This window comes from Janthinobacterium sp. FT14W, assembly GCF_009208755.1.
Lineage (GTDB): Bacteria > Pseudomonadota > Gammaproteobacteria > Burkholderiales > Burkholderiaceae_D > Janthinobacterium > Janthinobacterium violaceinigrum.
In genome coordinates, this window is the sequence record NZ_WFLL01000006.1 from 143,584 (window position 1) to 164,867 (window position 21,284).

The window sequence follows — 21,284 nt, forward strand, 5'->3', positions numbered from 1 at the left end:
TGTATAATTTTGCAATCAAAAATCTTCTCATGACAAACAGATATGGCTCAACGTGCATTGGCTGTAACCTTGATTCTGGCGCTGTTCTTCCTGGCCGGTTGCGGTGGCGCAGGGAGTTCAACGCCGCCGGACGCGCCGCCGCCACCGCCTCCCCCACCACCCGTCATCACGCCGCCACAGCCGGCGTTTGCCGTGTTGTCCGGTACGCCCGTCGATGCTGCAACAGAGGTACCGCGCGGCAGCGGCCTGGCCGCGACGCTCAGCGTGGCGCCCGATCCTGTTTCGATCCATGCCAGCAGCGTGAGCTTGCTCGGGCCGCAAGGCAACCCTGTGCCCGGCACGCTGTCCGTATCCGGCAATGAAATCAGGCTGCAGCCTGCGGTGGCACTGCCTGGCGGTACCCAATACACGCTCAATTTTGCCACCGGTATCAAGGACGTGGCGGGCCGGCCCCTGAGTGCGGCCGTTAGCCGCTCGTTTACGACGGCTGCGCAAACCTGGGGGGCGACGAGCCGCCAGCTTGCAGAGATGCCGCATTTCACGGGGGGTGTCGTACCCACGGTGGCAGTCGATAAAGCCGGCGATGTGACCGTTGTCTGGCAGCACAATGTAAGCGGCATTGCGACTGTCTTTGCCGCTCGCATGGATCACCGGACGGGTAACTGGAGCGCACCAGTGAGCATCCACTCGGCCGCGAACATGTTTGGGGGGATGGGCCCAGTGAGTATGGTGGCCGACGGTAGCGGCAATGTGTACGTGCTGTGGTGCGATACGGCGGACCCTCGGCAGTCAGTCTGGATGGCGCGTTATGTGGCGGCGGCATCGGCGTGGCTTGCTCCCGTCGCCATCAAGGGCTTGCCTGGCGGAACATCTTTCAATGCCGTCCTTCCTGTCGTCGATGCGAAGGGTATCTTGACGGTGGTGCTGCGTTCGTATGTGTGGGATGGCTTGTATGGCATGCGCTACGATGTTGCCTCTGGCGCATGGAGCGTGCCGCGTGAGATATTGCCGCCAAGCGCTGATAACTTTGTCCACAATCTCGATCTGGCGGTGGATGGCGTCGGCAATCTTTTCCTGGGATGGGTACAGCGTGGCTACATCGGCAATGCCTCCAATGGCTTGAATGTGGTGCGCTACAGCGCGGACACGGGCAACTGGAGCGCGCCCCATGTGCTGGACGATAATCTGACCTCGGAGCCCTATGCCTTGGTGGCGGATGCGCAGGGCGGCGCCACCATCGCCTGGACGCATGGTTCGGGCATCATGGATACGCCCGCCATTCATGCTGCCAGGTTTGATACCCGCGCCATGGCCTGGGGCCTGCCGGTTGTGCTCAGCATTACCGCGGATGGCTTAGGCGCGAACAGTCCCGCGGTGGCAATCGACGCCAGCGGTATCGCCACAGTGGTCTGGGCACAGCAGCGCGGCATTTATGGCGTGCGTTCCTCTCGTGCGTCTGCCGCTTGGACAGTGGCCCAGCGTCTCGGAACAGCAATACCCGGCAACGCGCGCTTTGCCATCACAGCCGATATTGCCGGCAATGTTGCATTGCTGTATGAGCAGGATGGCGCCATCTTGGCGATGCCATATTCCGCGACGCAGGCGCAGTGGATGACACCCACGGCCATCGCTAGCCCGGATGGCGGCCAGAACGTGTTTGCCAATGCGCCTATTGCTGTCAGGGATGCCAGCAGCAACGTGACGGTCGTCTGGTTGGCGCAAATTTCCGTGGGCGGCATACCGCGTTACATTGTTGCCAGTAACAGTCTTCGCTAGGAGCCGTTAGACCCTTGCTGTCCGTTCTTGTCGTCTCTTTTGTCGCCCCGCATGTTGCTGGCCTGGCCACGCAACTGCCGGGGCCTTCTGCGCCGCGGCCTCAGTCGCGCAAGACCAGCTCCAGGCTATAGCTGGCCACCGCATTCCGGCGCGCCGCATTGCGCATCAGATATACCTGTACCGTGTACTCGCCATCGGCCGGCAGTTTGGCCTGGTAACTGTTGCCGCTGCTCGAGCCGGTGAACAGGGCGTCATCGCGGCCAGCCTGGCGGATGTTGAAGTAATTCGACGGCTGATTGGTTTTCAGCTTGACGCCGAGGGTCTGGCCCGCCTTGCCGGTCACCGTGTATTCGGCCGTGGCGTAGCCCTTGATCTTGCCTTTCACGCTGCGCGCGGTTTTGTCTGCCGCCAACTCCACTGTTTCCTTGTGGACGGGGTCCGCGCTCCAGGCCGGCGTGGTGAAAACGAGTGCCGCCAGCAGCAGGCTGGCGCGCATGGGCAGGTGACGATGCGGCATATGCTATTCCCCTTTATATGTGGGTCAAAATCAGTCGATGGTGCTGCCATCCATCTTACGCCAGCTGCCGCCATGGGCCTGTACGGCAGCGTGCGCATGGCCAGTATTGCTCACGCTTCAACACAAAAAAAACAGGCCGCGCACTCCTGGAATGGGCGGCCTGTTTGCGTTAACTCAAGGTTTAATTGAACGTGATTTCCTTGCGGTTGTCGCGCGGGACGCGGTCGATCATCTTGTTGTAGGGATCGACGCCCACTTCGAACGGTTTTTCCTTCACCGTCATCGGCACCACCGGGGCGCTGCCGGACAACACGCGCTTGTCCGTGAACAGGACTTTTTCGTCTTTCTCCTTGGTGCCCGGCGCGCGCGCGAAGATGGCGCTCTCCACCGGCTCGTCATAGGCGCGCGGGCTTTCCTTGCCCTTGCTGTCGGATTCCAGCTTGGCCAGGTGCAGCTGCATGGTGACATCCCATTGCCCATCCTTGCGCTGCGCGGCCGTCGCCTGCGTCACGCGGTTGTCGTAGAAGACGATTTTCTCGAACAGGTCGGTGATCAGCGCCTGCTTGTCCTGCGGCGGATCAGCGAGGACTTGCCCGCACCATTCGGCCCCAGCAAGCCGAACATTCCGTTGGGAATTTCCAGGCTGATATTGTTGATGGCCTTGACGCCATTCGCATACGTTTTGTTCAGCTGTTTGATCGATAGCATGCAGCACTCTCCAGGATGTGGGTCTAAAAGCCGGCAGAGGCGTGTCTGCCGGTCTGTGGAAGGGAATCCCCTTGTTTTCTATCAACCGCAATGGCGGACGTTCATGAAAGGGGATGGTATATAGGCAACTTGAGGGAAAAAACGGTTTGGCGACCAAGGAAGGAAATGCCGGGATGAAATACCGGAGGGGCGGGATGACTGCCCCGGTGCTACACTCGCCAGCTTCAAGGACGCCATGGTGCGGAACGGATGGGGATATGCGTGCAACGCCGCTAAACATGACTTTGCGCGCCATCGTGCCTGGCGACGAGGCAGCGCTGGCACGGCTGTTCCAGCTGTATTGCTACGACAATACGGGCTGGAGCGGCGAGGCGCTGCTGGCCGATGGCCGCTATGACGTGTGCGACGAAGGGCTGGCGTCGTATGTGCACGCAGCCGGCCACACGGCCAGCTGGATCGAGGTCGCTGGCGAATTGGCCGGCTTTTTCCTCACGGAACCTGGCATGGCGGGTAAGCTTGCCGTGCAGGAGTTCAGCGACTTTTTCATCTTGAAGAAATACCGGCGCCGGGGCGTGGCGCTGGAAGTGGTGCGCAGGGTGCTGCTGGACAGCGCGCAACCGTGGCTGGTGGCGACATTCCGCGACGATGCCGCTGCTTGCGCGTTCTGGCGGCAGGCGTTTGCGCGCCTGCCGTTTGCCAGTGTCGAGGCGTACGACGATCCGGCCCTGCCGCAGTTTCAGCTGACTGTGCTGAAACCGGCGGCCTGAACTGTCTTAAAAGCGGACCTTGACGTAGGCGGAGGGGCCCGTCAGGCGGATGTTCAGGTCGGCATCGCGTTCGCTGTCGCGGTGCAGCTTGATTTTCGAGATGCCATAGTCGGCCACGAAACCGATGTTCTTGAACGGAAACCATTCCACGCCGACATTGCCGCCGTAGATGTGGCCGTTGATGCGTCCGCCGTTTTTCTTGATGCCCGACGCTTCCGCATACATGCGCAAGTCCGGTGTAAACGCGTGGCGCCAGCCCACTTCCAGCAGCGGCGCAAACGCGTGCTCGCCGATGGAATCGCGCGCCGTGGCCGTTTCGCCATTGACGATGCCCGTGGCAGTGCCGTTCAGGTTGGCGTGATAGTAGGCGGCGCCCAGTCCGATGCCGAAGGTGTCGTTGCCGCTGCCCAACCACCATTTATAGGCGAGCTTGGCCAGGTCCAGCTTCAGGTCGGCATTTGCCGTGGCCGTGCCCGTGACGGGCTGGCCATTGATGATGGTTTCACCTGTCAGGCTTGGCGTGTAGGATTTGTCGTAGCGGTAGTAGTCGAATGCCAGGCCGTGGCGATCGCCGATCAGCAAGTCCGCCTTCACGCGGGGAATGGTGGTGTGGCTCTGCTTCGATTCGGGCGCATCGATGCGGCCAAACTGCGTGTCGGCGCCGATATTGATGCGCGGATCGGCGGAAAATGCCCCCACCGAGAGGCTGACGCGATCCAGCGCGGGCGACGGCTCCGCCCGCGCGGTGGCGGCGGCCGTGGCGACGCCCAGCACGCCCAGCATCATGGCGCTGCGCAAGGCAAGATGGCGCACACGTGGCGGGGACAGGCGGGCGGGGACGGGCGTGGCAAACATGGGGCTACTCCTCAAAATAAAGTGAACGAGCCGCGACGTCGGGGCGGCTGGCCTTATGCGGTAATGCAATGAGGAAATGGTAGCAATTGTTACTTTTGAATTACGTAGCCGCACGACGCCACTGGTCGTCGGACTTGTCCTACCCGATGTGACCGCCAGTCAAGAGAGGAAAAACATATGCAACAGATCATCGAATTGACGACGCCGCGCTTGTTGCTGCGCCAATGGGGCGACAGCGACCTGCTGCCTTTTGCCGCCCTGAATGGGGATCCCCGCGTGATGGCCTGCTTTCCCGCTACCCTGTCGCGCGAGGCCAGCGACGCCATGGCGCAGCGTTGCCGCGGCCTCATCTCCGAGCGGGGCTGGGGATTGTGGGCCGTGTCCTTGCGCGACAACGCAGCCTTCATCGGCATGACGGGACTGCATATCCCCGACGCGCAATTGCCGTGCTCGCCGTGCGTGGAAATCGGCTGGCGCCTGGCCTTCGATTACTGGGGAAAAGGTTACGCGCAGGAAGCGGCGCAGGCCGCCTTGCAGGCGGGTTTTATACGCTTGCACCTGCCGGAAATCGTCTCGTTTACGGCCTTGCCCAACGTGCGCTCGAGCGCGCTGATGGCGCGCCTGGGCATGCATCTCGATGCGGCCACGTTCGAGCATCCGGCCCTGCCGCCGGGCCACCGTTTGCGCACGCATTGCCTGTATCGGCTGACGCGCGCAGAATGGTGCGCACGGGAGGGAATCACACCATGAAAATTGCCGCCATTTCTGATATCCACGGCAACCTCGACGCGCTCGAGGCCGTGCTGGCCGACATCGCCCTGCGCGGCGTGGACGTCACCGTCAACCTCGGCGATATCGTCTCGGGCCACCTGCAGCCGTGCGCCACGGCGGCGCGCCTGATGGCGCTGGACTTGCCCACCATCCGCGGCAACCATGAGCGGCAATTGTTCGGCGACCCTGCCCGCATGGGCGTGTCGGACGCCTTTGCGCGCGCGCAACTGTTACCTGAACAACTCGCGTGGATAGCGGCGCTGCCTGCCACCTTGCGCCTGCGCAAGGATGTGCTGCTCGTGCATGGCACGCCGCAAAGCGACCTCGTATATTTTCTCGACAGCGTCACGCCGCAAGGCAGCCGCGCCGCCACGCCGCTTGAAGTGGCCGAACGCGCGGGCACGGCCGATGCGGCCCTGATCCTGTGCGGCCACACGCACATGCCGCGCCAGCTGCGCCTGCCCGATGGACGGCTGATCGTCAACCCGGGCAGCGTGGGCTTGCAAGCCTACGACGACGATCATGGTTATCCGCACGTGATGGAAAACGGCACGCCCCACGCGCGCTATGCCATCGCGGAACGGGGCGCGGACGGCGCCTGGACGGCGCAGTTGCATGCGGTGGCGTATGACTGGGAAAAGGCGGCCCGGCTGGCGCTGGCGAACGGCCGGCCCGACTGGGCCGTACCCTTGCGCACGGGCCGCGTGGCTTGATTACCTGAACTCTTCGGCCACCAGGTTGTATTTCTGCATCTTGTGATACAAGGTCTGTTTCGGCAAGCCGAGCACTGCGCTCACTTCGCTGACGTTGCCAGAATATGCGCGAAGTTCCTGTTCGATCAGTGCGCGTTCAAAGCCATTGACCTGTTCCGCCAGCGACAGCGGACTGGCTTGGCCGCCGGCCAGCAGGCTAGACGCGCCACCCGCGATACCGAGCACGAAGCGGTCGGCGATATTGCGCAGTTCGCGCACATTGCCGGGCCAGGAATGGGCCATCAGGTTGCGCATCTGCGCGCTGGAGACGACGGGCGCGGCGCGGTTGTAGCGGGCCGCAGCGGCCAGCACGAAGTGCTCGAACAGGATGGGGATGTCCTCGCGCCGTTCGCGCAGGGGCGGCAAATGCAGCACGATCAGGTTCAGGCGGTAGTACAGGTCGCTGCGGAATTTCTGCTGCTGCGACAAGTCTTCCAGGTCCAGCTTGGCCGCCGCGATCACGCGCACGTCGACGGGCGTGGGCACGTTCGAGCCGAGCCGTTCGATATAGCGTTCCTGCAGCACGCGCAGCAACTTCACTTGCAGGGACAGGGGCAGGCTTTCGATCTCGTCGAGGAAGAAAGTGCCCTGGTCCGCATGCTCGATCTTGCCCACCTGGCGCTTGGCCGCGCCCGTAAACGCGCCCGGCTCGTGGCCGAAGACTTCGCTTTCAAAAATGCTTTCGGGAATCGCGCCGCAGTTGACGGCGACGAAGTTGTGCTTGCGGCGATGGCTGAAGTCATGCAGGCAGCGGGCCACCATTTCCTTGCCCGTGCCCGTATCTCCATAGATCAGCACGTCGGCCGGTTCGTCGGCAACGTCGAGGATCAATCGCCGTATGTCGCGCATCGCCACGGAATTGCCCAGCAAGCGCGCTTCGATGCCGCCGCCGTCCTCGAGCTGGCGGCGCAGGCTGTGCACTTCCAGGGTGAGGCGCCGCGTTTCCAGCGCGCGCAGGATGACGTCGACCAGCTGCTCGGACGAATAGGGCTTTTCGATGAAGTCGTAGGCGCCCGTGCGCATGGCGTGCACGGCCATGGTGATGTCGCCGTGGCCCGTGACGAGGATCACGGGCAGGTTGGCATCGAGCGTCTTGACCGCCTGCAGCAATTCCAGGCCGCTCATGCCGGGCAGGCGCACGTCGCTGACCACGATGCCGGGGAAATCCGGCGTCAGCAGTTTATAGGCCAGTTCGGCCGAGTGGAAGGCCAGCACGTCCAGGCCGGCCAGCTGCAGTGCCTGCTCGCTGCCTTCGCGTACGGTGGGGTCGTCCTCGACCAGCAAGACCTTCAAGCCGTCAAACATGTTTTTCCTCCTGCGTTGCAATCTGTAGTTCGATGGTGAAGATGGCGCCGCCGCCGGGCGCGTTTTCGGCCCGCAGCACGCCGCCGAACTGGCGCGTGATCTGTTCGGAAATGGCCAGTCCCAGACCCAGTCCCAGGCCTTGCGGCTTGGTGGTGAAGAACGGTTCGAACAGGTGTTCGTATACTTCCGTCGACAGGCCCGGTCCCGTGTCGGCCACGTGGATCAGGACGTGCTCCGGCGTGCATTCGACGGCCACGCGCAGGCTGCGCACGTCGCTGCCGTTCATGGCGTCGAGCGCGTTGGCGTACAGGTTCACCAGCACCTGCTCCAGGCGGTTGCTTTCGCACATGGCGAAGATGTCTTCGGGCGGTAATTGCAGGGTGAAGCGCACGTTTTCAACCTGCAGGCGGCGTTCGACCAGGAACAGGGCGTTGCTGATCGCCGTGGGAATCGACACGGAGGTCAGGCTGGTCGTCGACTTGCGCGCAAAAATCTTCAATTGGCCCGTAATGGTCCCCATCCTGGCTGCAATTTGCGAGATCTTCGCCAGGTTGCGCCGCGCGTCGTCGAGCCGTCCCCGCTCCAGCAGGATGACGGCATTGTCGGACATGGTGCGCAGCGCCGTCAGCGGCTGGTTCAGTTCATGCGTGATGCTGGCGGACATTTGCCCCAGCACGGCCATCTTGCCCGCTTGGAAGAGTTCGTTTTGCGTGATGTGGAGTTTTTGCTCGGCCTTGCTGCGCACGTCGATTTCCTGGCTCAGGCTTTGCGTCATGGCATTGAGTTCCGACGTGCGTTCCTCGACCATGGCTTCCAGGTTGTCGTACGCATGTTGCAGGTCTTCGCGGGCGCGCAATTTTTGCGCCACGGCCGCGCGGCGCTGGCGCAGGTAAAAGAACAGCAGCATGAAAAAGCCCAGCAGCACGCAGGAGAAGGCGGCCGCCGCGCGCGCGCTGGCCTTCGCTTGCGCCAGGTCGGACAAATAAATGAAGGTCCAGCCTTGCGGCGACTTCAGCTTGATCTGCGTCATCACGCTGGAGCTGGTCTTCGGCGGCGTATCGGGGTGTTCCTGCTCGCGCACGCTGATCACGCGCGCGCCGTTGCCCAGTTGGCGGTCGGAAACAAAGGGGATCGGTTCGAGCTGCTTCGAGTAATACTGGCGCGTGCGGTTGAGTTCTTCGACGATGGCGGGCGACAGCGGGGCCAGGGTGCGGTATTTCCAGTCGGGCATGGAGCTGAGGAAGATCACGCCGTGCTCATCGGCCAGCATCACCTTGTCGGCGCCCTGCACCCAGCGTTTTTCCAGGTTTTCCAGGTTGACCTTCACCGTTGCCAGGCCCAGCATGTGGCCATTCTGGTAGATGCCATGGGCAAAGAAATAGCCGGGTTCCAGCCGCGTCGTTCCCACGCCATAGAAGCGGCCCGGCGTGCCGCGCAGGGCGTCCTGGGCATACGGGCGGAATGAGATATTGTCGCCAATGAAGCTGTCCGGTCCTTGCCAGTTGCTGGCGGCCCGCGTGTTGCCGTCGAGGTTGCTGATGAAGATGGTCGAGGATTTCGCCTGGGCATTCATCTGCTCGAGATAATGGTTGACCGTATCGACCAGCACCGGGTCTTCCGGATGCTGCAGCAGGCGGATCACGTCGCGGTTCAGCTCCAGGGTCTTGGGCAGGAAGTCGTATTTCTCCAGCGCATTTTCCAGGCTGCTGACATACACCTCGAGGCGCTGCGCGCCGCTGGCCTGCAGCTTGCCGATGGCGATGCGCTCGGTCCAGAAATACACGAGCCAGACGGTGGCCAGGCAGGCGGCCAGCACCACGCCCCAGGCCAGCGTTTCGCGGCCCGAGCGTTGCGACAGGCGCTGGCGCCAGGAAAGAGGTGGTTTGCTGCTGCTATTCATAAAATCAGGTGCCAACTTGCAAGAACCCACAGTATCGCATCTTGATGTACCTCAACATAAAAAAAGCCGCCGGAAAGTAATCCGGCGGCCTGCAGCGTACTTGACGCATATTCCACAAACATCACGACGTCCGACAAAATCGTAGCGAGCGGCAGCGATTTGTGGCCGAGAAGCGCAACCGTACTTTAGTACGGTGAGCATCGCCGGCCGCAAAGCGCGCCGCGCAGTAGATTTTGGCCGACGTCCTTAGAATGTATGGCGCATGCCCAAGTTAAAGCCGCTGTTGCCGGTGCCATTGTCCGTGGCATTGCCGACGACGAAGGTGGCACCGTTCTTGTTGCTGATGTGACCGTAACCGGTGTACAGGTCGCTGCGCTTGGACAGGGCGTAGTAGGCGCCGATGGCCCATTGCTGGGCGTCACGGTTCAGGTTGCTCTTGTCGTTGTGGCGGATGTAGGACGCGACCAGCTTGGTGGCGCCGAACGGGGCGCTCAGGCCGACCAGCAGGTCGTTGCTCTTGCTGTTGTCGAGGGCGCGGTTGTCGGCATAGCCGAAGTTACCTTGCAGCACGCCGAAGTCGTAGCGGGCGGCCAGCAGGGTGTTGCGCGTCTGCTGGGTGGCCAGCGCGTTTTCCTTGCGGTGGTGCGTCAGGGTCACGTTCAGCGGGCCGTCGATGTAGTGCACGGCGCCGCCCAGGCTGCGGTTTTTCGCATTGTCATCGGCCACTTCGCCGAAGCCATATGCGAAGTCGGCCGACAGGTGGCTGTAGGTCGGCGTGGTGTATTGCACCATGTTGTCGACGCGGATATTCGTCACCATCAGGTTCGAGGCCGTGCCGGCCAGGCCGATGACGAACGGGTCGGCCACGTCGCGCAGGGCCAGGTAGTACGGCGAGTACTGGCGGCCCAGGGTGATGGCGCCGGCGCTGCCGGACAGGCCTACATACGCCTGGCGGCCGAACAGCAAGCCGCCCTGGCCCGAGGTGCCCGTGTCGATATTGAAACCGCTTTCCAGCACGAAGTTGGCGTACATGCCGCCGCCGAGGTCTTCCTTGCCCTTGAAGCCGATGCGCGAGCCGGAGGCCACGCCCGAGGCGACGCGATTGACGCGCTCGCCTGCCGCATCCTTGTCGAGCACCAGGCCGGCATCGGCCACGCCATAGATGGTCACGCTGGATTGGGCCAGCGCGCCGCCGGAAGCTGCGCCAAGGGCCAGCAGGGTAAACAGGACTTTTTTCATGAGAATCTCTCTAGTAAGGGGGATAACTACTGATCGCACTACCTGACTGCTTGTTACTCAACAATGAAAACAAATAAATGGCCCGCTTGTGGCGGGCCATGGCGCCTTAGGCCTTGCTAGCGTGGTCCGCTTCGCCCCAGTGGCTTTCCGTGTTCTGGCTGGCCGCGTTGGCCGCGGCTGCTTCTTCTTCGGTGGCCAGGCCGCCTTCCCACTTGGCGACGACGGCCGTGGCGACGGCATTGCCGACCGCGTTGGTTGCCGAACGGCCCATGTCGAGGAATTGGTCGACACCCATCAGCAGCAGCAGGCCCGCTTCTGGAATATTGAATTGGTTCAATGTAGCGGCAATCACCACCAGCGAGGCGCGCGGTACGCCGGCCATGCCTTTCGAGGTCAGCATCAGCAGCAGCAGCATGGTGATCTGCGTGCCGATCGACAGGTCGATGCCGTAGGCTTGCGCGATGAACAGCACGGCAAAGGTGCAGTACATCATCGAGCCATCGAGGTTGAAGGAGTAGCCCATTGGCAACACAAAACTGGAAATCTTGCGGTCCACGCCGAACTGGTCGAGCGCCGTCAGCAGTTTTGGATACGCCGCCTCCGAGCTGGCCGTCGAGAATGCCAACAGGAAAGGTTCGCGGATCAGGCCGACCAGCGTGAAGACGCGGGGGCCGATGACGACGAAACCGGCGGCGATCAGCAGGGCCCACAGGCACATCAGGCCCAGGTAGAAGCCACCCATGAACTTGGCAAACGTGACCAGCACGCCCAGGCCGTGCGTGGTGATGACGGAAGCCATCGCGGCGAACACGGCCAGTGGGGCCAGGTTCATGATGGTGCCCGTGATGCGCAGCATGACTTGTGCCAGCTGGTCGACGACGGCCGTCAGGGTCTTGCCCGATTCGCCCAGGCCGGCCAGTGCGCCGCCGAAGAAGATCGAGAACACCAGCACTTGCAGGATCTCATTGTTGGCCATGGCCTCGATCGGCGATTTCGGCACCAGGTGCGTGAAGAAATCTTTCAAGGTGAAGGCGGCCGTTTTCAAATTGGTCGACGCATGTACGTCCGGCAATGGCAGGCCCAGGTTGGTGCCCAGCTGCATCAGGTTCGACAGCACCATGCCCAGCGCCAGCGACACCAGCGAGGCGACCACGAACCAGCACATGGCTTTCAGGCCGATGCGGCCCGCCGTCTTGCCGTCGCCCATGTGGGCGATGCCGACCGTCAGGGTGGAGAACACCAGCAGCGCAATGATCATCTTGATCAGGCGCAGGAAGACGTCGGTAACGATGGAAATATTGCCAGCGATCTGAGCGCTGAGCTTGGCATCCGGGAAGGCGGTGTTGCATCCATAGCCGACGGCAATGCCGAGGATCATGGCAATCAGGATGTACAGGGTTAATGGCCGTTTCTTTTTCATTTTGACTCCTCCAAATGAAGCGCCGCTGTGAGCGGATTATTGATAGCGAGCAACTCAAGCTTGGAGTCAATATTTCTCAAAAACAAGCCCTTGCGTGCTGGCGATTATTTGCAGCAAAACCTGTACATAGCAAAGGATATGCCTGAAATTGAAATTCGGTACGTAACTTCTTAAGTTGTTGATTTAAGGAAGCTTTTTTTGTTGCTAAGAAGTCGCAACCAAGCCCGCTTGCGCGAAATATTGGACGCGGCAGGGCATCGCTGTATGACTTTTCATACGCTAGTCACGGCAGGGGCGCGGTGCGCCAAAAAGGCAAGATTATCAGGACAATAAAAAAGCCCCTCCGGAGAGGGGCTTGATATTGCGCAATACCTGTTTGCTGGAGGTCAGAACTTGATATTTGCCGTCAGGCTGAACGAACGGGGCTGGCCCGGGGTGTAGCGGAAGCCGGACTTGTTGATGGCCGCCACATAGGTCTTGTCGGCCAGGTTGTAGGCGTTCAGCTGCAAGTCGAGGTTCTTGTTGACGGTATAGGTTGCCATGGCGTCGAAGACCCAGTAGGCATCCACGCGGGCCGGCGTGCCGACGGCGCCATCGGTGCCGCGCAGCATCTCACCCACGTAACGCGCGCCGCCGCCGATCTTCAGGCCAAACGGCAGGGTGTACGAAGTCCAGCTGGTGAACGCCTGTTTCGGTGTGTAGCTGAGGTTATTGATGCCGCTGGCCGTGACCACCTTGCCCGACTCGACCTTGGTATTCATGCGCGTGTAGCCGGCGCTGACCAGCCAGTTCGGCATGATCTCGCCCACCACGCCCAGTTCCAGGCCTTCCACGCGCTTCTTGCCGGTCTGGTAATACAGGGTGGGGATGACGGGATCCTGTTCCACTTCATTCTTGACGGTGGTCTGGTAGACGGCGGCCGACAGCGACAGTTTTTGCTTCAGGAAGTCCCATTTGGTGCCGATTTCCTTGGTGAGGGTTTCCTGTGGGTCATAGCTCGGGTTTTGCGCGCTGCTGGCGCCGCTGCTCAGGGCGAAATTGACGCCAGGCGGCGCTTTCGACGTGGCCAGCAAGGCATACACGCTGCTGTCCGGCGTCGGCTTGTACATGGCCGAGATCTTGCCGTTGGCCAAGGTGTCGCTCAGGGTCAGGTGGGTGGGAATCGGCGTGCCCACCGGCAATGGCTGTACGGCGGGAGGCGTCACGGCCGCTTGCAGGGCGACGGCATCATACGTGGTGTTGAAGTGGTCGAAACGCACGCCGCCGTTGAAGATCCACTTGTCGCCGAACTTGACGGTGTCGAATACATACAGGCTTTGCGTGTTGACTTCGCCTTCGGTGTAGGCGCCGCTGCGCACGGGGTTGTGACCGGTGACGGTATCGCGCGGGTTCGGCCGGTACAGATTGGCGTCCGGCAAGGTGCCCAGGCTGGCGGGCACATAGCTGTAGTTGGTCTGCTTTTCGCTGGTGAATTCGGCGCCGGCCACCAGCGAGTGCTTGAGCACGCCCGTGTCGAATTGCGCGCTGACCACGGTCTGGTTGGTCAGGATCGTGTTTTCCTGGTCCTTGACGGTGCGCAGCGAGCGTGCCAGGGTCCAGGTCGACGGATCGGTGGCGACCGGCGTCTTCAGGTTGGCGGTGCTGCCCATGAATGCCGTCAGCAGATAGTCCTGCTTGGTCTTGCCGTAGCGCGTGGTGTTTTGCAGCTGCACATTGGGCGAGAAATCATGGTCGATGCGCAAGGTGCCCATGTCGGCCTTGATCTTGTCGTAGTCCGAGGTGGAGCCGTAGAAATTCTTCGGGTCGACCCTGGCCGCGCCGTTCAGGAAGGTGCGGATGACGGGGTTAGTCTTCGTGATGGTGTCCGGCGTCGAATAGCCGGGCAGGCCGATGGTGGGCACGCCGCCGTCGGGCACGTTGTCCTGGTCCACGTGCAGATAGCTGGCCGTGATGCGCGTCGGCTTGCCGATGCCGAAGGTGACGGTGGGCGCGAAGGCCCAGCGCTTGTTCTTGACTTCATCGCGTGCCGGGTTGCCGCTGTCCTGCGTCATCAGGTTCAGGCGCAAGGCCGTGCCCGAGTCGGTGTCGAGGATGCGGTTCCAGTCGGCCGTGGCACGCTTCTGCTTGCCGCTGCCCGCCGTCAGCAGGGAGTTGAATTTGTTTTCCATGGTGGCCGTCTTGCTGACCAGGTTGATCGAACCGGTGGGCGAACCGCGGCCGCTGTCCGTGCCCGCCGGGCCCTTCAGCACGTCGATCTGTTCGATGTTGAAGACGTCGCGCGAGATGGAGCCCACGTCGCGCACGCCATCGACATAGATGCTGCCCGACGAGTCGAAGCCGCGCATGTAGACGGCGTCGCCCGTGTTCGTGTTGCCGTTTTCACCGAGGAAAAAAGTACCCACGCCTGGCGTGTTGCGCAGCGCGTCCGTCAGGGTCAGCGCGCCTTGCTGTTCGATCAATTCCTTCTTGATCACGACGATGGTTTGCGGCGTATTGACCAGCTCTTCCGTGTATTTCGGCGACGAAGCTTTTTCGGCCTTGAAATCATTTTCCTTGGAGCCCACGACCTTGATTTCGTTCAGGGTTTGCTGCGATGCGGGGGCGCTTTGGCCGGCCGGATCGGCCGCCTGGGCGGCGACGGGCAGCAGCATCACGGCCAGGGCGGCGCCGATGTGCTGGTTGAAACGGTTTGGGGCGTGTTTGCGGCTCTTGATTGCCATCTTGCTCTCTCGATAAGGTCAGGGTAGTGGTTCCTGGCTGGCGCTGCGCGCGGTGCAATTGCAGGCGGACAAGTGGCTGGCGGTGGAGACGGGTTGTGCGACATTGTAATAATTGGGCGCTATTCCGTAAATGAGAATCGTTATCAGTATCGTTTACGCAACGGATTACGGGTATCGGAAAAAAAACACTGTGATGCCGCATGAATGCTTGCTTTGCAGGCCGGCCGCTGCTACGCGCGCAGGCGCCTGGCAGCGGGAGTATGATGAGCAACCTTTACAATTGACTGCCAGCATGCTCCACACTCCCGATGCCTTTGTCCCCCTGATCGATGCGCCTGAACCGGCCCCGGCCGCCGACCAGGCGCTCACATTTGTGTTTCACCGGGGGCGGCTGCTGTTGCGTGCGCCCCAGTTGCTCTTGCCCACTGCCGCCGAGGTGGCGGCGCTCGGTATGGACGTGCGCCGCGCCCAGCCCGTGGGCCTGTGGCAGGGCCGCTATTGCCAGACCGTCTGGGCCGATGAGGAAGCGTTGCCCGCCGATGGCGGCCTGGGCTGGCACGGCATGCGCAGTTTGTTCAATGCCGTCGACGACGGTTTCCTGGGCTTGGCCAGCCGCGCCGCGCAGCTGGCCGAATGGGCGCGCACGCACCGCCATTGCGGCGTGTGCGCCACGCCCATGCAGCGCACGCGCGGCGAGCGCTGCTTCACGTGCGCCGCCTGCGGCATGCTCGCGTATCCGCGCATTTCGCCTGCCATGATGGTGTTGATACGCAAGGGCGACCAGGTGCTGCTGGCCATGCACAAGCACTCGCCGTCGCAGCGCTTCAGCCCGCTGGCCGGTTTCCTGGAAGCGGGCGAATCGATCGAGGAAGCCGTGCACCGCGAAGTGATGGAAGAGGTGGGCTTGCGCGTGCATAAGCTGCAGTATTTCATGAGCCAGTCCTGGCCGTTTCCCCATTCGCTGATGATCGCGTTTACGGCCGATTACCTCGATGGCGACATCCGCCTGGACGAGAACGAGATCGCCGAGGCGCGCTGGTTCGGGCCCGGCGACGCGTGGCCGGAAGCGACGTCGAGCGTGTCGATCTCCGCGCTGCTGGTGCAGGCGCACCGACCGCCGGCGCAGTAGGAAAGCAGCGGCTGCTCAGGCAGCCTGCCACATTTTCTATATACTGGCGGCAATTGCAAATTTTAGGGTGTTTTAGCATGTCTCAAGAAGAATTCTCCGAAAACGACTGGCGCCGGCTGATCAGCAGCTTTGGCGAAGACCCGCAGCGTCCTGGCTTGCTGGAAACGCCGGCGCGCGTGGCCAAGGCCTGGAAGCACTGGACGTCGGGCTATGGCCAGGACCCGGTCGATTTGCTGAAAGCCTTCGAAGACGGCGCGGAGCAGTACAACGAGCTGATCGTCGTGCGCGGCATCCCCGTCTACAGCCATTGCGAACACCACTTGGCGCCGTTCTTCGGCAAGGCCACCATCGGCTACGTGCCCAATGGCAAGATCGTCGGCCTGTCGAAGCTGACGCGCCTGGTCGATTGCTTCTCCAAGCGCCTGCAAGTGCAGGAACGCATGACGATGCAGATCGCCAATGCGCTGATGGAAGTGCTGGAACCGAAGTCGGTGGGCGTGGTCGTGCGCTGCCGCCACCTGTGCATGGAAAGCCGCGGCATCCGCACGCCGGGCGAAGAAACCATCACCTCGGCCATGCTGGGCGAGATGCAGCCGAATCTGGCGCTGCGCACGGAATTCCTGGCCCTGGCGCGCGAAAGCTGATTTTTGGCGACGATGCAGGACGAAGGCGGCTGATGCCGCCTTTTTTTTATGCTCTGCCGGATTCCCGTTCCGCCAGGTAACGCGCCGGCGGCTTGCCCACGGCCTTGCGGAACATGGTGACAAAGCCACTGGTGTTTTCGTAGCCGAGTTCCAGCGCCACCGCTTTCACGCTGTGGCCTTGCGCCAGCCGCTGCAAGGCCAGGATGACGTGCAATTGCCGGCGCCAGCGGCCCACGCTCATGCCCATTTCCTCCAGGGACTGCCGGGTCATGCTGCGTTCGCTCATGCCGATGCGGCCGGCCCATGCGGCCAGGGTGCTTTTATCGGCCGGCTGCGCCAGCAGCAGCGAAGCGAGGCGGCGCAGGCGCGCATCGCGCGGTATCGGCAAATGCAAGTCTTCCACGGGCGCGGCCGCCAGCTCGTCGAGCAGGGTGGCCACCAGGCGTTCCTGCGCGCCGTGCAGCGCGTACAGGGTGGGAAAACTGGCCGCCTTGGCGATCAGTTCGCGCAGCAGGGGCGAGACGGCCACGGTGCAGCAGACGGCAGGCAGGGCCGGCGCCATGGCTGGCTCGACAAACAGGCAATAGCATTCGGCTTCGCCCACGCCCTGCGCCGCATGCATCAGGCCGCCCGGTATCCACACGGCGCACTGGGGCGGCACGATCCACACGCCGCTTTCTACCTCGCAATGAATCACGCCCCGCGTGGCATACAGCAACTGCCCCTTGCGATGCTGGTGCGGCGCCTGCTCCGCGTCCTCGGGCACGCTGGCCAGGCCCACGGCCAGCAGCGGGCGCAGCACGCCATCGACGTCGAAATCGATGATGGAAGCGCCGGTGTCCAGGCCCAGGTGGGCCGTCAGCATGCTGGGCAGTAATGGATGAGGCATGGGGTGTTGGCTGGATTGAATAATATTGTGGCTATTTTATGCAATGACGTGCAATGCCGCCAACGGTATCGTGTGCACATCCGCAGCCCCGCTTCAACGGCAACCGCCGCCGCCAGTGTTCTGATGAAGGTGAGGAGGAACGGCAACCCCTTGAAGGAGTGATCCCATGCAACTCGATTTTTCCACATTTCCCCTCGTCTGGATGCGCCGCGACAGCGCGTCCAGCTTCCAGGCCGATGCCTTGTTCGCGCAATTCGACGCGCTGCTGGCGCGCCGGCAGGCGTTTGTCATCCTCAGCGAGGAAGGCTTTGACGAAGACGGGCATGGACACCCGCAGGAGGAGCGCAAGCGGGCTTCACTGTGGATGAAGCAGAACAAGGCCGCCATCCGCGCCTACATCCAGGGCATGGTGCTGGTCGAACCGAGCGCCGCCAAGCGCCTGGCCGGCAAGGCCTTTGCCGTTTTGTTCGGCAAGTTCTGGGGCTATCCCCTGCATTTCGGCACCAGCCGCGACGACGCGCTCGACATCGCCCAGCATTTGCTCAAGGCGTGGCTGCCGCCGCAACTGCCGCCGGGCGACGGCAGCACGGCCGCGCATCAGTAGCGGTATTCGCTGACCAGATGCTTGGTGAAGTTGTACTTGCTGCCGCCGTCGAGCAGGTCGACCAGGCGTTTCGGCGCCGAGGCCGACATGAAGGCGTCGGCCGCGCCGCCCGTGCTGCGGAATTTCATGCCGGGGCTGAGGATCTGGTTGGCGCCGATCTTCAGGTGCTGGAAGCTCTTGGTCTTTTCATTGTTGAGGATGAAGTGCAATTCCTGCTTGAAGGTCAGGAAGGGAATCTTCAGCCACCAGCCTTCGTCCGTGCCATAGCTGGCGACGCTGGCAAAGTGCGTGTTCTTGTCCGTCAGCGTGGGTTTGCCCAGGCGGTCGTTGATGCGTTTCATGGCTTCATTCTTGGTCATGCTGTTCTTTCGTGTGTCGATCTATGCGGCGTGCATTCTGACACAGGCGCGCGGCCGCGTGCCGGAGAATGCATCACAGTAGCAAAATCAGCGAGCCGAGCACGATCAGGCCGCCGCCGGCCGCCGCTTTCAGGGTGAACGGCTCGCCCAGCACCAGCCAGCCGGCCAGCATCACCAGCGCCACGCTGAGCTTGTCGACGGGCGCCACCAGCGAGACGGGGCCCAGCTGCAGCGCGCGGAAATAGCATAGCCACGACAGCCCCGTGGCCACGCCCGAGGCGATCAGGCAGGTCCAGCCCACCCAGTTGCCGCCGCTGGGGCGCTGCCACTCCGCGCGCAGCGAGATGATGGCGGCCGTCACCAGCAGGATGACGCCCGTGCGTATCAAGGTGGCCATATTGCTGTTCAGGTGGGCGACGCCCAGCTTGCCCAGGATGGCCGTCAGGGCCGCAAACACGGCCGACAGGATGGCAAAGCCTTGCCAGCTCATGGTGGTCGACATGGAACTCCTTGCGCGGTGGGGAATGGCAATGACTGTAGCGTAAAAGAGCGACGGCCGCTGCCCCATTTTTATTGCAACGCAACATCAATTCTCATCAATTGTCGCAACGCATTAACAACACCGGGCAAAATTCATTGCTTCCCAGCATTGTAAATATTGGTCGTTCGAGCGTATGCTGAAGCAGTCTGAACGGTGCCGCCAGAGCACCGTCGCCGCCGCATTCCTGGCCTGCAGAGCTGGAAGCGGGCCACGCCCCATCGCCGCATTTAGATAGTTGGAGACACAGCATGAAGAAATTGACGTTCCAGCAGAAGTTATGGATTCCCCTGATTTGCAGCCTGTTGTGCATCACCGTTATTTTTGTCTATAACGCCCTGGAAATTCGCAAGATCCGCATCGAAGAGCGCAGCGCCGACCTGAGCAATGCCGCCGACCTGGGCCTGGGCGCCGTCAAGATGTTCGGCGACCTGGCCGCCAGCGGCGCCCTGACGAAGGAAGAGGCGCAAAAGCAGGCCACGGCCGTCATCAAGAGCATGCGCTTTGGCGAGACCGGCTATTTGTCCATCATCAACCTCGATGCCGTCGTCGTGATGAATCCCGCCGCGCCGCAAACCAACGGCAAGAACATGTCGGATTTCAAAGATGCCAACGGCACCTATCTGTACCGCGACATCGTTACCGTCGGCAAGAGCGATGCGGGCAAGGGCTTCGTCCACTATTATTTCCCCCGTCCTGGCCAGAAGAATCCGGAACCGAAGATGAGCCGCGTGGTGGCCTACAAGCCGTGGGCCTGGACCCTTGTCGTGGGCGTGTACATGGACGATATCGACGCGGCCTTCCGCCAGTCGCTGATCACCTCGCTGGGCGTGCTGCTGCTGGTGTGCGCCTTGCTGGCCGCCGTCGTCGTGGCCATCAACCGCAGCCTGCGCCATGCGCTGGGCGGCGACCCCGAGTATGCTGCCGACGTGGCCGAAAAGATCGCCAACAACGATTTGAGCGGCGCCGTGCGCACGCACGCCAACGACCGCCACAGCGTGCTGTACGCGATGAAAACCATGCAGGCCAACCTGGTCGACGCGATCAGCGAAATCCGCCACAGCGCCGAGACGATCGCCACGGCATCGAGCGAGATTGCCAGCGGCAATATGGACTTGTCGGCGCGCACGGAAATGCAAGCCAGTTCGCTGGAAGAAACGGCTGCTTCGATGGAGGAACTGACCTCGACCGTGACGCAGAACGCGGGCAACGCCGTGCAGGCAAATGAGCTGGCGCAGTCCGCTTCCGCCGTGGCCCGCCAGGGCGGCGCCGTGGTGGCGCAAGTGATCGGCACCATGGACACCATCAACGCTTCGTCGCGCAAGATCGTCGACATCATCGGCGTCATCGATGGCATCGCCTTCCAGACGAATATCCTGGCCCTGAACGCGGCCGTGGAAGCGGCGCGCGCCGGCGAACAGGGCCGCGGCTTTGCCGTGGTGGCGTCGGAAGTGCGCAATCTGGCCCAGCGGTCCGCTGGCGCGGCGAAGGAAATCAAGGAACTGATCGGCGCTTCCGTCGACAGCATCGCGGCCGGCAGCACCCTCGTCGCACAGGCGGGCACGACCATGGATCAGGTGGTCGCCTCCGTCTCGCGCGTAACCGACATCATGGCCGACATCACGGCTGCCTCGCACGAGCAAAGCACGGGCATCGGCCATGTGAACCAGGCCATCACGGAGATGGACAGCGTGACGCAGCAAAATGCGGCGCTGGTGGAAGAGGCGGCTGCGGCGGCGTCCAGCATGCAGGACCAGGCGGCCGTGCTGGCGCAGCTGGTGGCGCGCTTCAAGCTGTCGGCGCAGGAATCGGGGACGGCGCCGCGCCTGGCGGCCGCTTCGGCTGCCGCGCCGCGCGCCGTGGCAAGAAAGCCGCTGCGCAGCCTGGCGGCGCGCTAGGCGTTTCGCTCAGGACTTACTGGGCGGGCGGCGCCGCTGGCGGCGCCGGCTCGAATTCCAGCTTGTCGTCGACGACCACGAATTGCCCGACCGGCTGGCCCAGGTCGGCTTTCGGGTCGTTTTCCATTTCCGTCAGCTCATTGCAGGTATTCGTTTCCGCCTGCCACAGCTGCTTGCCCATGCGGATATTCCACACGCCCTCGCCGGCCGCAAACAGCTCCACCTTGATGTCGGCTGGCGCATCCGTCGACAGCGTATGCAGGCGCTGGCATTGCGGCAGATTGGTGGCCATCAGCTGCACTTCCACGGTATCTTGCCAAAAATAACGTTGCTGGCGGCGCACGGTCAGCGAGTGGTCCTGGCCGTCGAACAGATAGATGGCGAAGTCCTGGACACAGCCTGACAGCAGGACGGACAGCATGACGATCAGGAGTTTGCGCATGGTCGGCTTTCTTTGTTTGTACTCTGGATTTGTGCTCTGGAATATCGGGAT

General features: G+C 62.4%; 20 protein-coding genes and 1 pseudogene. 8 read left to right on the plus strand and 13 right to left on the minus strand.

The window, feature by feature from the left end; translation table 11 throughout:
• Positions 1 to 42 precede the first annotated feature (42 nt).
• Positions 43 to 1,776, plus strand: coding sequence for an Ig-like domain-containing protein (locus tag GCN74_RS06740; protein ID WP_152255933.1), 1,734 nt, complete (start codon positions 43 to 45; stop codon positions 1,774 to 1,776).
• A gap of 100 nt (positions 1,777 to 1,876) precedes the next feature.
• On the opposite strand, the gene GCN74_RS06745 is transcribed toward GCN74_RS06740, so the two are convergent.
• The 3 genes and pseudogenes from GCN74_RS06745 to GCN74_RS06755 form a co-directional block, all read right to left on the minus strand.
• On the minus strand, positions 1,877 to 2,293 hold the full coding sequence (locus GCN74_RS06745; RefSeq protein ID WP_226938910.1) for a hypothetical protein: 417 nt from the start codon (positions 2,291 to 2,293) through the stop codon (positions 1,877 to 1,879).
• 181 nt (positions 2,294 to 2,474) lie between these two features.
• Complete coding sequence (locus GCN74_RS06750) at positions 2,475 to 2,804, minus strand: hypothetical protein (protein WP_226938911.1); 330 nt, start codon at positions 2,802 to 2,804, stop codon at positions 2,475 to 2,477.
• Between the two features lie 62 nt (positions 2,805 to 2,866).
• Positions 2,867 to 3,001 (minus strand): annotated as a pseudogene (locus GCN74_RS06755) (ABC transporter ATP-binding protein); the annotation flags it as partial.
• 278 nt (positions 3,002 to 3,279) lie between these two features.
• Here GCN74_RS06755 and GCN74_RS06760 point away from each other — a divergent pair.
• A complete protein-coding gene (locus GCN74_RS06760) occupies positions 3,280 to 3,768 on the plus strand; it encodes a GNAT family N-acetyltransferase (protein ID WP_152255934.1) in 489 nt (162 codons plus the stop codon).
• Positions 3,769 to 3,774: 6 nt separating this feature from the next.
• Here the strand turns inward: GCN74_RS06760 and GCN74_RS06765 are convergent, their stop codons facing one another.
• A complete protein-coding gene (locus GCN74_RS06765) occupies positions 3,775 to 4,623 on the minus strand; it encodes a hypothetical protein (RefSeq protein ID WP_152255935.1) in 849 nt (282 codons plus the stop codon).
• Positions 4,624 to 4,800: 177 nt separating this feature from the next.
• Between GCN74_RS06765 and GCN74_RS06770 the strand changes: the two genes are divergently transcribed.
• On the plus strand, positions 4,801 to 5,373 hold the full coding sequence (locus GCN74_RS06770) for a GNAT family N-acetyltransferase (RefSeq protein WP_152255936.1): 573 nt from the start codon (positions 4,801 to 4,803) through the stop codon (positions 5,371 to 5,373).
• A complete protein-coding gene (locus GCN74_RS06775; protein ID WP_152255937.1) occupies positions 5,370 to 6,107 on the plus strand; it encodes a metallophosphoesterase family protein in 738 nt (245 codons plus the stop codon). Before GCN74_RS06770 ends, GCN74_RS06775 begins: the two co-directional genes overlap by 4 nt.
• Here GCN74_RS06775 and GCN74_RS06780 read toward each other — a convergent pair whose 3' ends face one another.
• From GCN74_RS06780 to GCN74_RS06800, 5 genes are all read right to left on the minus strand, one after another.
• Positions 6,108 to 7,451, minus strand: coding sequence for a sigma-54-dependent transcriptional regulator (locus GCN74_RS06780; RefSeq protein WP_152255938.1), 1,344 nt, complete (start codon positions 7,449 to 7,451; stop codon positions 6,108 to 6,110).
• Positions 7,444 to 9,351 (minus strand): sensor histidine kinase, encoded by a 1,908-nt coding sequence (locus GCN74_RS06785; protein WP_152255939.1) that lies wholly within the window; start codon positions 9,349 to 9,351, stop codon positions 7,444 to 7,446. The genes GCN74_RS06780 and GCN74_RS06785 overlap by 8 nt, the downstream gene beginning before the upstream one ends.
• A 246-nt stretch (positions 9,352 to 9,597) precedes the next feature.
• A complete protein-coding gene (locus tag GCN74_RS06790) occupies positions 9,598 to 10,590 on the minus strand; it encodes a porin (RefSeq protein WP_152255940.1) in 993 nt (330 codons plus the stop codon).
• Positions 10,591 to 10,696: 106 nt separating this feature from the next.
• Positions 10,697 to 12,010 (minus strand): dicarboxylate/amino acid:cation symporter, encoded by a 1,314-nt coding sequence (locus tag GCN74_RS06795; RefSeq protein ID WP_152255941.1) that lies wholly within the window; start codon positions 12,008 to 12,010, stop codon positions 10,697 to 10,699.
• Between the two features lie 386 nt (positions 12,011 to 12,396).
• The gene (locus tag GCN74_RS06800; protein ID WP_152255942.1) at positions 12,397 to 14,730 is read right to left on the minus strand and encodes a catecholate siderophore receptor Fiu; all 2,334 of its coding nucleotides are present in this window, start codon (positions 14,728 to 14,730) and stop codon (positions 12,397 to 12,399) included.
• Positions 14,731 to 15,022: 292 nt separating this feature from the next.
• Here GCN74_RS06800 and nudC point away from each other — a divergent pair, with 292 nt between their 5' ends.
• Together nudC and folE are read left to right on the plus strand one after the other, a co-directional pair.
• Complete coding sequence (gene nudC / locus GCN74_RS06805) at positions 15,023 to 15,859, plus strand: NAD(+) diphosphatase (protein WP_152255943.1); 837 nt, start codon at positions 15,023 to 15,025, stop codon at positions 15,857 to 15,859.
• Positions 15,860 to 15,936: 77 nt separating this feature from the next.
• Positions 15,937 to 16,503, plus strand: coding sequence for a GTP cyclohydrolase I FolE (gene folE, locus GCN74_RS06810; RefSeq protein ID WP_034754386.1), 567 nt, complete (start codon positions 15,937 to 15,939; stop codon positions 16,501 to 16,503).
• A gap of 46 nt (positions 16,504 to 16,549) precedes the next feature.
• On the opposite strand, the gene GCN74_RS06815 is transcribed toward folE, so the two are convergent.
• Positions 16,550 to 17,368 (minus strand): AraC family transcriptional regulator, encoded by an 819-nt coding sequence (locus GCN74_RS06815; RefSeq protein WP_152255980.1) that lies wholly within the window; start codon positions 17,366 to 17,368, stop codon positions 16,550 to 16,552.
• A gap of 190 nt (positions 17,369 to 17,558) precedes the next feature.
• Between GCN74_RS06815 and GCN74_RS06820 the strand changes: the two genes are divergently transcribed.
• A complete protein-coding gene (locus GCN74_RS06820; RefSeq protein WP_152255944.1) occupies positions 17,559 to 17,996 on the plus strand; it encodes a hypothetical protein in 438 nt (145 codons plus the stop codon).
• Here the strand turns inward: GCN74_RS06820 and GCN74_RS06825 are convergent.
• Both GCN74_RS06825 and GCN74_RS06830 read right to left on the minus strand, forming a co-directional pair.
• The gene (locus tag GCN74_RS06825) at positions 17,990 to 18,355 is read right to left on the minus strand and encodes a hypothetical protein (RefSeq protein WP_152255945.1); all 366 of its coding nucleotides are present in this window, start codon (positions 18,353 to 18,355) and stop codon (positions 17,990 to 17,992) included. The genes GCN74_RS06820 and GCN74_RS06825 overlap by 7 nt on opposite strands.
• Positions 18,356 to 18,428: 73 nt before the next feature.
• Positions 18,429 to 18,857 carry an EamA family transporter gene (locus GCN74_RS06830; protein WP_226938913.1) on the minus strand — a complete coding sequence of 143 codons (429 nt, stop codon included), beginning with the start codon at positions 18,855 to 18,857 and terminating at the stop codon, positions 18,429 to 18,431.
• Positions 18,858 to 19,144: 287 nt separating this feature from the next.
• On the opposite strand from GCN74_RS06830, the gene GCN74_RS06835 reads away from it, so the two are divergent.
• A complete protein-coding gene (locus GCN74_RS06835) occupies positions 19,145 to 20,791 on the plus strand; it encodes a methyl-accepting chemotaxis protein (RefSeq protein ID WP_152255946.1) in 1,647 nt (548 codons plus the stop codon).
• Between the two features lie 16 nt (positions 20,792 to 20,807).
• Here GCN74_RS06835 and GCN74_RS06840 read toward each other — a convergent pair whose 3' ends face one another.
• Positions 20,808 to 21,233, minus strand: a complete 426-nt coding sequence (locus tag GCN74_RS06840) for a hypothetical protein (protein WP_152255947.1) — start codon at positions 21,231 to 21,233, stop codon at positions 20,808 to 20,810.
• Between the last annotated feature and the right edge of the window lie 51 nt (positions 21,234 to 21,284).